Source organism: Nocardia veterana NBRC 100344, assembly GCF_000308855.1.
In the GTDB taxonomy this organism is placed as follows: Bacteria; Actinomycetota; Actinomycetes; order Mycobacteriales; family Mycobacteriaceae; genus Nocardia; species Nocardia veterana.
Window position 1 is genome coordinate 1 of sequence record NZ_BAGM01000006.1, and the last position, 14,476, is coordinate 14,476.

The following is a 14,476-nucleotide window of genomic DNA, read 5'->3' on the forward strand; positions in this document are numbered from 1 at the left end:
CAGCGATTCGGCCGGCCTACTGATTTGCGCGTCCTTCGGCCGCGTGGCCCTGGTGGTGGTCGGCCTGCATTGTGTTCCCGCGCCCCTCCAGCGTCAAGGGCGCCGATGGCGTCAGCTTTGCTGATGGGCATTCGCCCACCCTTGACCCCGGAGCCTCTACGCGCGAAGGGCAGGCCTTATCGGGCAGGCGGGAGCCAGCCCACCCATGGACGCATGCCGACCACCACCAGGGCCAAACCGCACGTCGCCAGCAAGCCCTGCCGAATTATGGAAGGTCAGTAGGTAAGAAGGCCACCGCCCGGATCATCGTCCAGTTCGATCCATTCGGCCCGTGTGCATGAGCCATCGGCCAAGACCTCGAGTGCTTCCAGGCCGCAGCCATACGCAAGACGCTCTCTGGCCTCGGAGCGGACATGGAAGTTGCCTTGCAGCGCTCCGCACCACGAACAATCCGAGGCAATCCCGGTCGGATCTCCTGAGCGCGTGTAATGCTGCACCAGCAGCGATGCGGCATCGGTTCGGCCGGCATCAACAAGCAGACCCCGCGCGAATTTCATCGCTGTCTCGCCAGTCCGGATCTCGCGGGACTGCTCTAGGCATAAGCCAACTACACACAGCGTCTGTTCATGACACTTCCAGCATGCCCACCTCAACCCGACTACCAGAATCGGCACAACACCCGTAAGCACACAACCCCCATCAGTCATTGCCACCAGGGTGTCACAAGTTCAACTGATTTCAGCGGAGAAAGAGATGCCAGAACGACTCGATGAGCCGTTACTTTCACCGTACAAACGTCCGCGTACAAGGACGGATCGAGGCAGATTCCAGCCGCGCCGTCGCGCCGAAATCTGTTCCTACACAACGCTACTAGTGGATGTCGACAGACGGCCACGGACGGTCGAACCCATCAGAAGGTTGGGAGTTCGAGTCTCTCCGGGCGCGCAGTACGGCCCCTCACCTGGTGACAGGCGAGGGGCCGTTTCGCATCTGCGGTCTCGTGCGCGGGTACGACCGATGCATTCGCCCTGGAACGTCCGTCGCGGTCGTCGCAACCGTCATCCTGTCGAGCCCTTCGCCGAATCGTCGTGGTCGGGTCCGTATGGGCTGGGGCACTCGACGTTCGGACCGCGTTCAAAGTCGCTGCGAGAGGCGCCTGTGTAATGCCACAACCTGTGGCGCTGGTGGGCTAGTCGACATCCCCGGCGAGGGTCGCTGTTTCCCGGATGGTTCGGGCGATTGCGGCGAAGTCCTTGCTCAGGATCTTGGAGTGGTTGCTTTCGACCTTTGTGCCGAGCTGGACGTTCGGGTTGCCGGTGAAGACCGGGTCGAGTGAGGCTCGGGCTTTTTCCATCTCTCCCGCTTCGCTGCCGAGGCTGTCTCCGGTGGCGAGGACGAAGCGGGTCGGGCAGGTCAGGCGTAGGAGGACGGGTGCGCTGGCGTCGACGATCTCGTTGGCTTCGATGCCGATCTCGGCGTGGGCGGCGGCCGACATGCGCGCTGCCATGCCGAACGGGCGGACCAGGGGCAGCAGGAAACGCATGCGGTGGAACAACTTCCGAATGCGCTCGCGGCTCTCCTCGCCGGTGATGCCGTAGGGGGCGGCGTCCACGGTCACCATGGCGGCGACGCGGTGGGGGTTGCGGTCGGCCCAGTGCCAGCCGAGGATGCCGCCGTAGGACCAGCCCACCAGAATCGCCCGGTCCACGCCGCGGGCGGCGAGGACGGCGTCGATGTCGCGCAGCGCTGCCTCGAAGGAGTAGTCGGCCGAGGTGTGCGACTTGCCGCGGGCGCGTCCGTCGAAGGTGATGTGCCGGAAGCCGGGGCCGAGTTCGGCGATCGTCTTGCGCCAGTGCCGCCGGCTGGCGTAGCAGCCGTTCAGGTAGAGCACCGGGATGCCGGGGCCGCCGGTATCGGTCACCGCCAGAGCCGTGTCGTCGACCTGCACCATGCCGGTCCAGGTGGTCTCGGTCGAGGGGGCAGTGGTGTTCGTCATCGCGATCTGTTCCTTGCCTTGTCGGGAGTGGGGCGAACGGAGTGGACGGCGGTCACGACCGGTGTGCCGTTCCGCGGTGTCGTTACCGGCAACCGGATGGTTCGCCTCGAGAATCACGTTGTCCTGGAGCGCATTCCGAGATCTCGGAGCTGCGGTTGCGGTGTCGTTCACGTGGATAGGGTCACCGGCTCGGCTGATATCCGCCTGATGCGGATCTGACACGGCCGCTGACACGGCATTCGGGTCGAAGAATCGTGTGCCGGTTGTCCCACCACGGCCGGCTGGAGGCGTTGCGCGCTCAGGCGTGCCACGGCGTGGTAGGTGTACCCATGACCGTCCCGGAGATGTTCCAGCCGACCGAGGTCAGCGTTCGTCAATTCGTCAACGACTCCGGTGTGGTGACCCGTGGGCTGCGGGAGGGCAAGAAATATGTGCTCACCATCAACGGGGAGCCGTTTGGCCGAGGTGACGCCGATCAGGCGCCACCGCTTCGTTCATACGAGCCAGGCGCAGGCGATGTTCGCTACCGCTCCCGTGCTGGACTACGAAGAGTTGCGGCGTGACCTGGATGCTGCCGTCAGCGACGAACTCGGTGAGGATCCGCTCGAAGGGACCGGCCTGTGAACGATCCGCGGGCGAGGGGCGTGCTCGACATCAGCATTGTCGCCGCGCTCTCGGTGTTCGATCCGGCTCAACTACCCGTCGAATCCGCCATCACCGCAGTCACATTGGGTGAATTGTCGTGCGGGCCATACGCCACCGATGATCCGATCAGGCGCGCTCGGCCGATCGCTGTGCTGCAGCACACGGAGGCGACGTTCGGCGAGGCGCTGCCCTACGACAGTGAGGCCGCTCGGATCTTCGGACTGATCTGTGCCTCGGTGTACGCGATCGGCCCTCAGCCACGACGCCGGACGGCCGATCTCATGATTGCCGCCACTGCGGCGCGACGGGTTGCCGCTCTACACAACGAATCCGAAAGATTTCGAGGGCCTCGACAGTCTCGTCATGATCATTGCGGCCCACCGTCCCGACGGGGCCACCGACTGACCCGACGGTTCGGCACCGAGGCGTTTGCGGTCCCTGTACGAATCGCGCATCGATTGGACAGCACCCCGCGCGGAACATTTTTTCAAGACTCGACCGGTCTGTTCGCCGGATAGTGGTGGCCCAGCTAGTGAAGGGCCGATATGAGCGACGACGATCTGCGCGATTTCGAGCGCGCCATCTTCACCCACGAGGGTAAGTCCCGGGTGATTTTCCGGCAGGTCATCGCCATCGAACTCGACGATGCGGCGGCCAATCTCGAGGGCGTGCTGAGCCCCCATTCGGTGCTCACCGAGCACCTCGTCGACGAGCCCGGCGAGCCGACACAGGCCGCCCTGCATCGCGTCCTGGATTTCCTCGCCGACCGGCTCGAGGCGGCCGGTCGGGTGGGCCGGTGAGGCCGGACCTCACAGCCACGCCGGCAGGTTCGGCAGATATCCGGTCAGCCCGACCCCGTCGCTCCGGCCGATCAACCAGGCCAGCAGCTCCGCTGCGGGACCGGAGATGGTGTCGGAAGGGTCCCGCCCCACCGTGGCGGTGAAATCGGTGTCGGTGGCGACGAGGGTGAAGGTGGGAGGCGGGGGCTGGTCGGGGTCGGAGGTCATCGGCTTCGCGTCGGCGGGGCGGTGCGATTCGGCGGCGTGGGCGAAACCCGCGGTCACTTCCGGCAGCATGCGGGCGACGAAGGCGGCGGGCCAGTCCTGCGGGCGGTAGCCGATGTTCAGATCGACGTGGTGAATTTCTATCTCGCGCAACCGCAACCACGGCACCACCGAGGCGGGCAGTTCCTTACCGGTGCGGGCGCGCACACGGTAGCCCCACCGGTCCGGCGGCATGGCGCGGGCCAGACCGAGGAAGCGGTCGGCGGAGGCCCGCAGGTCCGCCAGTTGTTCGGCGAGCGGCCGCGGGGCCCCGGCCTCGATATCCGAGTCACGCAGGAATTGGCTTGCGTACTGGGGTGTTTCGATGCCGGTGCGTGCCCACAGCAGCAGGTTCACCAGGCCGTCGGCGTTGCGGGACAGGTGGGCGAGCACATGGCCGCGGGTCCAGCCGGGCAGCAGAGACGGGGTGGCGATATCGCTGTCGCCCAAGGCTTCCACCGCGGCGAGCAGGGTCTGGGTCGCCGCGTCCACGGTCTCGAGCAGTTCGACGGGTGCGGCTGATTCCGGCGCTTCGCTGGTCACGGGGGTGACCCTACCCAGCGCTGGGAACGGGCGCTGGGCGAACCGGCATGCCGTCGGATAACTGTTCAGGTCACGGCCAACTGATCGTCGTCTCGGCGGGATAGGTACTTCGGATGCGAACCGGTCATCTGCTCCGAACTGTCCTCGCGGGTGCTGTGCTCTGCGCGGCAGCCGCGTGTTCCCCGGGCGGTGACGAACCGGACCTGCACACCGAGCGGGATCGTCCGCTCACCATCTCGCTCGACGAACTGGCCGCTCGCACCGGTGGCGGCGCCGCGGTGGCCTTCGGCGACCCGCAGCACGGCCGGCTGGAGCGCAGTACCGCCGGCGGACTGCGCTACCTGCCCGATCCGGGCTATCACGGCACCGACACGTTCACCGTGACCACCGCCGACGCGGTCCACCTGTTCACCACCGATATCCCGTCGCTCGGCCAAATCGGTGGCGTAACGGTGCAGGGCAGCGGATTCGGTTCCGCGTGGACTCCGGTGCCCGGATCGAACGACGAGTTCTACGGCCTCACCGACCGCGGACCCAACGTCGACGGGCCGGGAAAGAACGAAAAGATCGTTCCGCTAGCGGATTTCGTGCCCAAGATCGGCAAGTTCCGGCTCGGTGGCACCGCGGCGGTCCTCGAATCGACGATCGAATTGAAGAATCGCGCGGGTGTGCCGTTCAACGGCCTGGTGGATTCGACCGCCTCCACCGGCGAGACGATGCGCGACCCGGCCGGGCGCCCCCTGCCGCCGACCGACCACGGTCTCGACCCCGAGGGGCTGGTCGCCCTGCCCGACGGGACGTTCTGGGTATCCGACGAATACGGACCGTTCCTGGTCCATGTCGACGCCACCGGCCGCGAGATCGAACGGCTGGCACCAGGATCCGGACTGCCGAAGGAACTTTCCCTGCGCACCCCCAACCAGGGCATGGAAGGTCTCACCCTCGCGCCGGACGGCCGCACCCTGGTCGGCATCATCCAAAGTGGTTTGCAGACACCGGGACTCGACTCCGCTCGCGAGGTGCCGATGACCCGCATCGTGACCGTCGATCTGCGGACCCACGCGGTCGCCGAATACGTCTACCCACTCGCCGACCCGAAGCACAAGCTGGCCGTCTCCGACATCACCGCCCTCGACGCGCACACCTTCCTCGTCGACGAGCGCGACGGCGAACCGGCCCCGAAGGCGAACAAGAAGCTGTGGACGATCGATCTCACCGGCGCCACCGATGTCGGCCCGAACGCCGCCGTCCCGGGCGCGCACTACGACCCGGCACTGGGGCTGCTGATCGGTGACAAGCCGCTGGAAACCTACGTCGGCAAGGTATCCACCGAGGACGGGGTGGCCGCGCTGAACCGGGCGGGGATCACGCCGGTGGCGAAGAAATCGAATCTCGATCTGGCGGGCCTGCTCGCCGGGCTCGACCCGCGGGGCGGCTTCTTCGGCCACGACAAGATCGAGGGTGTGGCCACCACCGACGGCGGCGCGACGCTCTACATCGCCAACGACAGCGATTTCGGGTTGGCCGGCAGTACCGGCACGCAGCCGCCGTTCGGCCTGAAACCGAAGACGCTGCCGGACGGCCGTCAGGACACCGGCGAGATCCTGCGCATCGACACCCGGGCGCTGCCGGGGCGTACCGCGAGCCACACCGTGACGATCACCGTGGGCTAGCCGTCCCCTCGCATTCTCAGGTTCTACCCAAGTTCCGCACAAACCCGTGCCAGCCGGCGGTGCCACCGTGGGTATATGAACACAGTTGTCGAGGTACTCGTCCTGGGCGCCATCCTGGCTGTCTTCGCCGCGATGGCGATCGCGGGCGCGGTGGCCGAATCGGCTCCCCGCTCGCTGGTCACGGTGCGGTCCCGGACCGTCGAGCCGCCGCGGCCTTCCGCTCGCCGGTGATCGTCCGTTCGGCCACCCAGATCTGGACCGCGAGCGCGATCAGCCACAGCGACATGGATCCGACCTGGATGCGCTGGGCGATACCCAACGCGTAGTTGCCGGGCAGATTGTCGGCGATCAACATCCAGGCGGTGGCGGCGGAGCCGATGATCAGAATCCACAGCCCGGAATGCCGCAGAATCGGCCAGCGCCGATAGCGGAAGGCCGCCACGCTGAAGGCGATCATCGCCACGAAGATCGAGGTCACCGCCAGCGTGCTGGTCAGCGCGTGAATCTGATGCAGTTGCGGGAACATCCCGCTGTCCGAGGGCGGGCAGGGGCCCGAACAGGTGTGCAGCGGCCACTGCGCATCGGCGATGGTGGCGGCGCCGAAACAGCCCAGCGCGATCCACGCCACCGTGAACAGCCCTCGGCGCCGGAAGACGAACAACGCGACGACCGCGGAGATCAGGGTCAGCGAACCGGCGAGGGTGTCACCGAGGTCGAACACCCAGCGGTAGGGCCGACCCTCGGCGTCCAACTCGCTCAGGAACGACCTGATCGGGTTCAGGTGGATCGGTAGGACGAACTCCAGAATCCACGAGGAATAGCAGATGCCCGCGACCGCGATTGCCGCCGCGATCGCGGAACGGACGACGCGGAACCGCCGCCGCCCGGAGACGTGCGAGCGTTCCAGTACGGCGATCGCTCCGGATTCGCCGGTCGTTCGATCGGGCGGCTCGCTCGGCGTCATTGCCCTCGTTTCACGTCGTTCGCTGCACGTAGATTCCCGCGTTCGACATCCCTACGTCCGGCATCCTCACATTCTGCGCTCTCGTGTGCGGTTCCGAATATGCCGTGCTCACGCTGTCGGAACCGGCAACCTCCATCATGGCCTATCGCCCCGACAGCGCCGACTGGACCCGATCGGCGGCCGTGATCGGATCCTCGTGTTCCCACACCCGCACGACCACCCAGCCCGCCGCATCGAGTCGCTCGTCGGTATCGCGATCGCGTGCCACGTTGCCGGCCAATTTCTCCGCCCACCACTCGGCGTTGTTCTTCGGATAGGTGGCGTGCTCCGGGCAGCAATGCCAGAAACAACCGTCCACGTACACCGCGACCTTGCGCCGCGGAAACACCAGATCGGCGCGGCGACGCAGGCCGGGCAGGGGCGCGCGGTCGACGAAGTAGCGCAGTCCGCGCCGGTGCAGTTCGGTCCGCAACGCCGTTTCCGGGGCGGTACCCGTCCGCCGCTGCCGGGCCATCCGGGCGCTGGTCACCGCATCGGTGACGGGACGGCCGGAACTCATGCACACTCCTTACAGCGTGCCGGCCGGAACACATGTTCCCGAGGCCGGGTTCGGTGACCTTTTCGACATCTCGTGCCGGTTTCCGCTCACGCCACGGTTACGCGCCGGCTGCGCGGCACCTTCCATCCGCAGCAGATGGTTCTCCATATCGGTGAGGAAGCCGGGCGGGAAGCGAAGTGTGCCGCGGGCGGCGCGCCGCAGGAAGCCGGCGGTCGCGCGGGCCGACAGCAGCCGAGCATCGTCGAGGAACCAGCGCAGATCCTCGTACGGTTCGTGCACCGGCCAGGTCGAGACCGGTACCCGATAGGCGGTGCCGGCGTGACCCCAGGCCGCGGTCGGCCAGCGATGCGCGGCCAGCGGGGTGTACTCGACGACCGGTTCCTCGGTGGGCGCGGCCAGCCGCGCCCCGATCCAGGCGGCCATCCGCACACTGACCGCATTGCCGACCAATTTCCACCGGTGGCCGGGACGGACTCCGGGGGCGGTCAGGGCGGGGACGGTCCACCCCGGCGAAAAGCCTTGGAGCCGTTCGGCATCGGTGATGCCCGGGGTGACGATCTCGCCGGAGGGCAGGCGCACCGCCGGCGGGCTCGCGATGCCGAGCCCGGAGCCGCCCTTCAGCGTCGGTACCGCGTTGACCGCCCAGCCCAGTCCGCGCACCCCCTCGGTCCAGTAGAAACCGCAGGGGTCGGTATTCGGATCGCCGATCGTGCGCGGTCCGGCGTCGGCGCCGAACAGCACCGGGCGCGGATCCTCGGAGCGCGAGGCCAGCATCAGCACTCGTTGCCGCCGTTGCGGCAGCCCGAACGCCCGCGCGTCGACCACCCGGTATGCCCAGGTGTAGCCGAGCTCCTCGAGGGCGGCGGTGATGTGCCGCATCGCCTGGCCGCGGCCCAGTTGCAGCATGAACGGAACGTTCTCGATCAGCAGCCAGCGCGGGCCGCGTTTGCGGCGGACCAGCCGGAAGACCTCGTCGACCAAGCCCGACCGCGCTCCCGTGATCCCGGCGGTACGCCCGGCCTGCGACAGGTCTTGGCAGGGGAAACCGGCCGCGACCAATTCGGTTCCGGCGGGCAGCGCGCGCAACCGCGTGACATCGGCGTGCGATTCGACATCCGGGAAATGCGCGGACAGGACGGCCCGGGCACCGGGATCGATCTCGCACAGCAATTCGGTTCGCCAGCCGTGCGCGCTCAAACCGAGTTCCAGACCACCGATTCCCGCGAACAATCCGACGACCCGCGCGTTGTTCACAGCCGGTGGTCCTTTCGCCGAATCCCCATCGGGCACCGGCGCGATCGCGAAGGGCCCGGATGTGCAGGGTACTCGAGCACCTGAACCGGCCTGCCGATCAACTCGCAGTGCGGTCGGACACCCGGGCCGGGAGCCGTCGCAGCGAAGCGGAGGCCGAGGACATGAAAAATCGGTTGGCGCGGAACCGGGTCGCTGGCAGTCTGAAAGGTCGTACGCGCGCTCGGGGCGGGGACCGGGGGATGTGTGCGGTGCCGATTCGGCGAAGAGACGACCCGACCGACGACATGGAAGGGGATTGTTGTGTCCGTCGCGACGACGGAGACCGTATCCGATTCGGAGGACGACAGAACCGGAACGGTCACCGAAAGCACGTCCGATCCCGGCCGAGTGACGGGTGCGGGCTCCCTGCGGCGCCTGTGGCCCGAGATGCGGCCGTACCGGATGGCGCTGTTCGGCAGCGCGGCGCTGTCCGGCCTCGGCATGCTGTGCGATATCGCGTTGCCGCTGGTGACGGCGAGGATCATCGACGGGCCGGTGGCGGAGCGGAATTTCGCGGGCATCTGGGCGCCGATCGGACTGATCGTCGGCTTGGCGGTGCTCAGCACGGTCAGCTCGTGGTGGCGGCGGCGCGTGGTGGCCGGTCCCGCGAGCCGACTGGAGGTCGGCCTGCGCGCCCAGCTCTTCCAGCGACTTCAGGTGTTGTCGGTGGGGGTGCACGACGGGATGGAGTCCGGTCAGCTCACCTCCCGCGCCATCACCGATATGTCCACGCTGCGAAGGTTTTTCGCCTTCGTCGCGCCCTCGCTGCTGTCGCTGAGCGCGACCCTCGGGATCGGTGTGGCGCTGCTGTTCGTGCTCAGCTGGCAGATCGGGCTGATCGAATTGCTGATCGCGATTCCGCTGGTGCTGCTGGCCCTGCAATTCGAACGCGGCTACGGCCTCGCCTCGCGGCGGGCGCAGGACCAGTCCGGCCATCTGGCGACCACCGTGGAGGAGTCGGCGCAGGGAATCCGGGTGCTCAAGGCCTTCGGCCGCGGTCCGTGGTTCGGTCGCCGGTTCCGTGCCCAGGCTCGCGAACTCCAGCGCCTGGAGCTGGCGAAGGTGCGGCTGGCGGCGCGATTGTGGACGGCGCTGAACACGTTGTCCGCCTTGGGCATCGCCGCGGCTTTGGCGATCGGCGGCTATCTGCTGACCCAGCAGGCGATGACCGTGGGTGCGCTGGTCGCGGGTATCACGCTGACCACCTACCTGCAGTGGCCGATCATGGGTTTCGGATTCCTGCTCGCCGAGACGAATCACGCCCGCACGGCGGCTCAACGCTTCTGGGAGGTGATCGACACTCCGATCGAGATCACCGACCCCGAATATCCGGTGCCGGTACCGCAACCGCTGCGCGGGGAACTGCGGTTCGAGCGGGTGCGTTTCCGTTTCCCGGACGCCGAACACGACCTGCTGCACGATATTTCGCTCCGGCTGCGGCCGGGTGAGACGGTGGCGGTGGTGGGTGCGACCGGCAGCGGTAAATCGGCGCTGCTCGGACTGGTTCCGCGATTGTTCGATGTCGCCGACGGCGCGGTCACGATCGACGGCGTCGACGTGCGCTCGATGCGGCTGGCCGACCTGCGCTCCCAGGTTTCGGTGGCCTTCGAGGACCCGGTGCTGTTCTCCGCCAGCGTGCGCGAGAACGTCACGCTCGGCAATCCGGACGCCACGGCGGCACAGATCCGCCGAGCATTGGAGACGGCCGGCGCCGCGCGGTTCGTGGACGAACTGCCGTGGGGCCTGCGGACTCGGATCGGCGAGCAGGGCCTGAGCCTGTCGGGCGGGCAGCGGCAGCGGCTGGCGCTGGCCCGAGCGGTGCTGGATCGGGACAAGCACGCGGGCGGCCACATCGTGGTGCTCGACGATCCCCTCTCGGCGCTGGACGTGACCACCGAGGAGCAGGTGCAGGTGCGGCTGCGCGCGGCGCTGGCCGGCGCCACCGTCCTGCTGGTCGCGCACCGGCCGTCCACCGCCGCCTGGGCCGACCGGGTCGCGGTCCTGGACGGAGGCCGCATCATTGCCGACGGACCACATGAACGACTACTCGAAACCTGTTCGCGCTACCGGGAATTGATGGGAGGTGATCTCGATGCCGACGAACTCCATGCCGACGAACTCGATGCCGGCGAATCCGACCGAGGGCGCCGACTCGCGCACGAACGCTGAGCCGGACACCGAGCTCGGTGCGAAAGGGGGCACCGAGGCGCCTGTCCAGGAGTCCGACTGGCGTGGGGTGGCCGCCGAGGAGGGGGAGCAGACCGACGCGGTCAATCTGGCGTTGGCCGCGCGGTCGCGGCGGTTGCTGTGGTCGCTGATCCGGCCCTACCGGGTGTCGGCGCTGGCGGCGCTGGTGCTGATCGTGGTGGACAACGCGGCGCTGGTGGCCACCCCGCTGTTCGTCGCGCACGGCGTCGACACCGGCGTCGGTCGCGCGATCGCGGGCGACTGGCTGCCGCTGACATCGGCGGTCGGCGGCATCGTCTGCTGCACCGCGCTGGGCGGGGTGACGACCTTCCTGTTCCTGCGGGTTTCGGGCCGGCTCAGTCAGCAGGTCCTGTTCGATCTGCGATTGCGGGTCTTCACGCATGTGCAGCGGCTGTCGATCGACTTCCACGAGAACTACACCTCGGGCAAGATCGTCGCGCGACTGACCAGCGACCTGGAATCGCTCGAGGATCTGCTCGACCGCGCGCTCAACGACGCGCTGAGCGCGGTGCTGTCGGTCGTCACCATCGCCGCGATCCTGCTGTGGCTCGACATCCCGTTGGCGCTGGTGGTGCTGGCCGGATTCGTTCCGCTGGTCTTCGTGACCCGCTGGGCCCAGCGCCGCCAGCGCGCCGGCTATCGGCGCACCCGGGGTGCGATCGCGAAGGTGGTCGTCCATTTCGTCGAGACGATGGGCGGGATCCGGGCGGTGCAGGCATTTCGGCGCGAGCAGCGCAACGAGACCATCCTGTTCGACTCCGATGCCGAATACCGCGCCGCCAACATCAGCGCGCTGTACGGGATGGCCTCCTACATCGGCCTGGTGCGATTGATCAGCAATGCGACCAACGTGGTCATTCTGGTGGTCGGCGCATGGCGAGTCATCCATGGCCAGACCGAGATCGGCGTACTGGCCGCGTTCCTGCTCTATCTGCGCCAGTTCTACGGCCCGCTCGACGAGCTGGCGCAGGTGTTCAACTCCTATCAGTCGGCGGCTGCCGCGCTGGAACGGATTTCGGGCGTGCTCGAGGAGCGGCCGAGTGTGGCGGAGCCGGATGCGCCTCGTCCGCTGGAACGGGTGCGCGGCGAATTGCGGCTCACCGATGTCGATTTCGGATATCCGGGACGCGACGACGTGAGCGGTGGCGGACCGGACAGCGAGGGACCCAGGACCACTCGGACGGTGCTGCCGCGCTTCTCGCTCACGGTGCCGGCGGGCCAGATCGTCGCGCTCGTCGGCGCCACCGGCGCGGGTAAGTCGACCTTGGCCAAACTGATCTCGCGGTTCTACGACCCGACGTCGGGCACGGTGACGCTGGACGGCATCGATCTGCGCCGGATCGCCGACGCCGATCTGCGACGGGCGGTCGCCATGGTCACCCAGGAGTCCTACCTCTTCTCCGGGTCGGTGGCCGACAACATCCGGCTCGGCAAGCCGGAGGCCACCGACGCGGAGGTGTTCGCCGCCGCGCGGGCGGTCGGGCTCTACGACTTCGTGATGTCGCTGCCGGACGGATTCGAGACCGATGTGCGGAAGCGGGGTGGGCGATTGTCCGCCGGGCAGCGCCAGCTCGTCGCCTTCGCCCGGGTGTTCCTGGCCGATCCGGCGGTGATCGTGCTGGACGAGGCCACGTCGAGTCTCGACATTCCGGGTGAGCGGCAGGTGCAGCGCGCATTGGAGACCGTGCTGCGCGGGCGCACCGCGGTGATCATCGCCCATCGGTTGTCGACGGTCGCCATCGCCGACCGGGTGCTGGTGATGGACTCGGGCCGCATCGTCGAGGACGGCACGCCCGCCGAACTGATCGAGGCGACGGGACGATTCGCCGCCCTGCACACCGCGTGGCGCGAATCGCTGGTGTAGCGCGGGTGAACAACTCGCGCGCCGCGACCGCACCGCGGGCGTGCTCGTCACCTACGGTAGAGGGGTGAGTAAGCCAGCCCAGGGCAATTCCGACACCGCCCAGGCGAGCGACGGCGGCGTGGGCGCGGCGCCACGCTGGCCGGCGGTGCTCACCTGGCGTGCCCACGACGCCTCTCGGATGGAATCGGTGCGGGTGGTTCTCACGGGCAACCGGATCCGTGCCTCCGGCCGGATCATCGCTGGCGCCTGTGGCGAACATCCCGCGTTCAGCGCGTCCTACGACCTGGTGACCGACGAGGTCGGCCGCACCAAACGGTTGTCGCTGCGCAGCACCGTCGCCGCGGGTGAGCGGCATGCGTCGATCGCGCGCGACGAGGAGAACTATTGGCTCGTCGACGCGGGCGGCACGCATGTGCGCTCGATGTTCGGCGGTGCGCTCGACGTCGACGTGGTGCTCAGCCCCTTGTTCAACACCCTGCCGATTCGTCGTTTCGGACTGGCGCACGGCACCGAGGACGTCCAGGTCCCGGTCGTCTATGTCCGGGTGCCGGATCTGCTGGTGCAGGAAGCGAGCCTGACCTACAGCAGCGGGGCGGACGGAATCCACGTGCTCTCCCCGGTGTCGAGCGCCACCGTCACCGTCGACGACGAGGGATTCGTGCTCGACTACCCGGGTCTGGCCGAACGGATCTGACCGCTCAGTCCAGCGCGCGGATCACCCCGCCGCGCTGTCCGGCGGCGCGCAGTCGCTCCAGCCAGTCCTGATCGCCGGGCCGGATATCGGTGATGTCCCAGCGGCGCAGGGTGTCGTAGCGGTCGCGTTCGCTGTAGCCCGCGTCGATCAGCTCGCCGAGGCTGCCTTCCGCGCGCAGGCTGTCGCGGGCGGCGGTCAGCAACCGCAGGGCGTCGTCGAGGGCCTCGGTCAGCGCCACCGCGTTGGGTTCACAGATCGCCCGCACCAGCTCGGGTGCGGTCGCGGCGACACGCGTGCCGTCGCGGAAGGAGCCGGCCGCCAGGCCCAAGGCCAGATCGCCGCCCGCCGCCCCGGCCACCGCCAGCGCCTCGGCCAGCACGTGCGGCAGATGCGAGATCCGGGCGACCGCGCGATCGTGTTCGGCGGCCACCACCGGAACCACCACCGCTCCGCAGTCCAGCGCCAGCCGAGCGACCCGGACCCAGGTTTCGGCATGGGTGCCGGGGTCGACCCCCACCGCCCAGGCCGCGTCGCGGAACAGTTCGGAAGTCGATGCGGCCCAGCCCGATTCGGACGTGCCGGCCATCGGATGTCCACCGACGTAGCGGGCGGCCAGCTCCTGGCGGCGCACCTCGGCACGCACCGGTTCCTTCACGCTCACCACATCGGTCAGCGCGCAGTCGGGGGCGAATGTGCGCACATCGGCGAGGACGGTGGCGATCGCGGGCATCGGCACGGCGAGCACGATCAACGCATCCTCGGCCGCGGCGCGGGTCAACACCTTCGCGATATCGGAGTCCACGTCGAATCCGTCGGCGCGCGCGGCCCGGGCGCCGGTCTCCGAGCGGTTGTAGGCCCAGGCCCGGTAACCGGCGGCCGCCGCCGCCCGCAGCAGCGAACCACCGATCAAACCCGTACCCAGTACGCACACCGCGGAATTCCGATCGCCCGTCATCGGATCAGATTCGCATACGACTTCAACATTTCCGCCGAA

General features: G+C 68.2%; 13 protein-coding genes and 1 pseudogene. 7 read left to right on the forward strand and 7 right to left on the reverse strand.

Translation table 11 applies throughout. The features are described 5' to 3' along the window. Positions 1 to 275 precede the first annotated feature (275 nt). Positions 276 to 557, reverse strand: coding sequence for a hypothetical protein (locus tag ON37_RS32640; protein ID WP_157171311.1), 282 nt, complete (start codon positions 555 to 557; stop codon positions 276 to 278). A 632-nt stretch (positions 558 to 1,189) separates the two neighbouring features. Next, on the reverse strand, positions 1,190 to 1,996 hold the full coding sequence (locus ON37_RS00795; protein WP_040715461.1) for an alpha/beta fold hydrolase: 807 nt from the start codon (positions 1,994 to 1,996) through the stop codon (positions 1,190 to 1,192). 620 nt (positions 1,997 to 2,616) lie between these two features. On the opposite strand from ON37_RS00795, the gene ON37_RS00800 reads away from it, so the two are divergent. Next, positions 2,617 to 3,159 carry a PIN domain-containing protein gene (locus ON37_RS00800; protein ID WP_245552914.1) on the forward strand — a complete coding sequence of 181 codons (543 nt, stop codon included), beginning with the start codon at positions 2,617 to 2,619 and terminating at the stop codon, positions 3,157 to 3,159. A 27-nt stretch (positions 3,160 to 3,186) separates the two neighbouring features. Next, positions 3,187 to 3,441 (forward strand): hypothetical protein, encoded by a 255-nt coding sequence (locus ON37_RS34605; protein WP_040715380.1) that lies wholly within the window; start codon positions 3,187 to 3,189, stop codon positions 3,439 to 3,441. A gap of 9 nt (positions 3,442 to 3,450) precedes the next feature. On the opposite strand, the gene ON37_RS00810 is transcribed toward ON37_RS34605, so the two are convergent. Then, on the reverse strand, positions 3,451 to 4,227 hold the full coding sequence (locus tag ON37_RS00810) for a maleylpyruvate isomerase family mycothiol-dependent enzyme (RefSeq protein WP_040715381.1): 777 nt from the start codon (positions 4,225 to 4,227) through the stop codon (positions 3,451 to 3,453). 113 nt (positions 4,228 to 4,340) lie between these two features. Here ON37_RS00810 and ON37_RS00815 point away from each other — a divergent pair, with 113 nt between their 5' ends. Together ON37_RS00815 and ON37_RS32645 are read left to right on the forward strand one after the other, a co-directional pair. Then, a complete protein-coding gene (locus ON37_RS00815) occupies positions 4,341 to 5,900 on the forward strand; it encodes an esterase-like activity of phytase family protein (RefSeq protein WP_040715383.1) in 1,560 nt (519 codons plus the stop codon). A gap of 75 nt (positions 5,901 to 5,975) precedes the next feature. Further along, positions 5,976 to 6,131 (forward strand): hypothetical protein, encoded by a 156-nt coding sequence (locus ON37_RS32645; protein WP_157171312.1) that lies wholly within the window; start codon positions 5,976 to 5,978, stop codon positions 6,129 to 6,131. Here the strand turns inward: ON37_RS32645 and ON37_RS00820 are convergent. The 3 genes and pseudogenes from ON37_RS00820 to ON37_RS00830 all read right to left on the reverse strand — a co-directional run. Further along, positions 6,079 to 6,864 (reverse strand): DUF998 domain-containing protein, encoded by a 786-nt coding sequence (locus ON37_RS00820; protein ID WP_083892616.1) that lies wholly within the window; start codon positions 6,862 to 6,864, stop codon positions 6,079 to 6,081. The two genes, ON37_RS32645 and ON37_RS00820, sit on opposite strands and share 53 nt — an antisense overlap. Before the next feature lie 142 nt (positions 6,865 to 7,006). Beyond that, entirely contained in the window at positions 7,007 to 7,423 is a 417-nt protein-coding gene (locus ON37_RS00825; RefSeq protein ID WP_040715384.1) for a very short patch repair endonuclease, read from the reverse strand. Between the two features lie 105 nt (positions 7,424 to 7,528). After that, positions 7,529 to 8,677, reverse strand: a pseudogene (locus ON37_RS00830) (DNA cytosine methyltransferase); the annotation flags it as partial. A 300-nt stretch (positions 8,678 to 8,977) separates the two neighbouring features. On the opposite strand from ON37_RS00830, the gene ON37_RS00835 reads away from it, so the two are divergent. From ON37_RS00835 to ON37_RS00845, 3 genes are all read left to right on the forward strand, one after another. Continuing rightward, positions 8,978 to 10,885, forward strand: coding sequence for an ABC transporter ATP-binding protein (locus ON37_RS00835; protein ID WP_306306443.1), 1,908 nt, complete (start codon positions 8,978 to 8,980; stop codon positions 10,883 to 10,885). Next, entirely contained in the window at positions 10,809 to 12,788 is a 1,980-nt protein-coding gene (locus ON37_RS00840) for an ABC transporter ATP-binding protein (RefSeq protein ID WP_245552917.1), read from the forward strand. Before ON37_RS00835 ends, ON37_RS00840 begins: the two co-directional genes overlap by 77 nt. A 118-nt stretch (positions 12,789 to 12,906) precedes the next feature. Beyond that, positions 12,907 to 13,482, forward strand: coding sequence for a putative glycolipid-binding domain-containing protein (locus tag ON37_RS00845; protein WP_040715388.1), 576 nt, complete (start codon positions 12,907 to 12,909; stop codon positions 13,480 to 13,482). Between the two features lie 4 nt (positions 13,483 to 13,486). Here the strand turns inward: ON37_RS00845 and ON37_RS00850 are convergent, their stop codons facing one another. Continuing rightward, positions 13,487 to 14,437, reverse strand: a complete 951-nt coding sequence (locus tag ON37_RS00850) for a prephenate dehydrogenase (protein WP_040715390.1) — start codon at positions 14,435 to 14,437, stop codon at positions 13,487 to 13,489. Positions 14,438 to 14,476 lie beyond the last annotated feature (39 nt).

Coding starts and splice junctions, on each gene's coding strand:
- ON37_RS00815 (WP_040715383.1), top strand. CDS start 4,341: ATGCGAACCGGTCATCTGCTCCGAACTGTCCTCGCGGGTGCTGTGCTC.
- ON37_RS00850 (WP_040715390.1), bottom strand. CDS start 14,437: ATGACGGGCGATCGGAATTCCGCGGTGTGCGTACTGGGTACGGGTTTG.
- ON37_RS00840 (WP_245552917.1), top strand. CDS start 10,809: ATGCCGACGAACTCCATGCCGACGAACTCGATGCCGGCGAATCCGACC.
- ON37_RS32645 (WP_157171312.1), top strand. CDS start 5,976: ATGAACACAGTTGTCGAGGTACTCGTCCTGGGCGCCATCCTGGCTGTC.
- ON37_RS00825 (WP_040715384.1), bottom strand. CDS start 7,423: ATGAGTTCCGGCCGTCCCGTCACCGATGCGGTGACCAGCGCCCGGATG.
- ON37_RS00795 (WP_040715461.1), bottom strand. CDS start 1,996: ATGACGAACACCACTGCCCCCTCGACCGAGACCACCTGGACCGGCATG.
- ON37_RS00820 (WP_083892616.1), bottom strand. CDS start 6,864: ATGACGCCGAGCGAGCCGCCCGATCGAACGACCGGCGAATCCGGAGCG.
- ON37_RS32640 (WP_157171311.1), bottom strand. CDS start 557: ATGAAATTCGCGCGGGGTCTGCTTGTTGATGCCGGCCGAACCGATGCC.
- ON37_RS34605 (WP_040715380.1), top strand. CDS start 3,187: ATGAGCGACGACGATCTGCGCGATTTCGAGCGCGCCATCTTCACCCAC.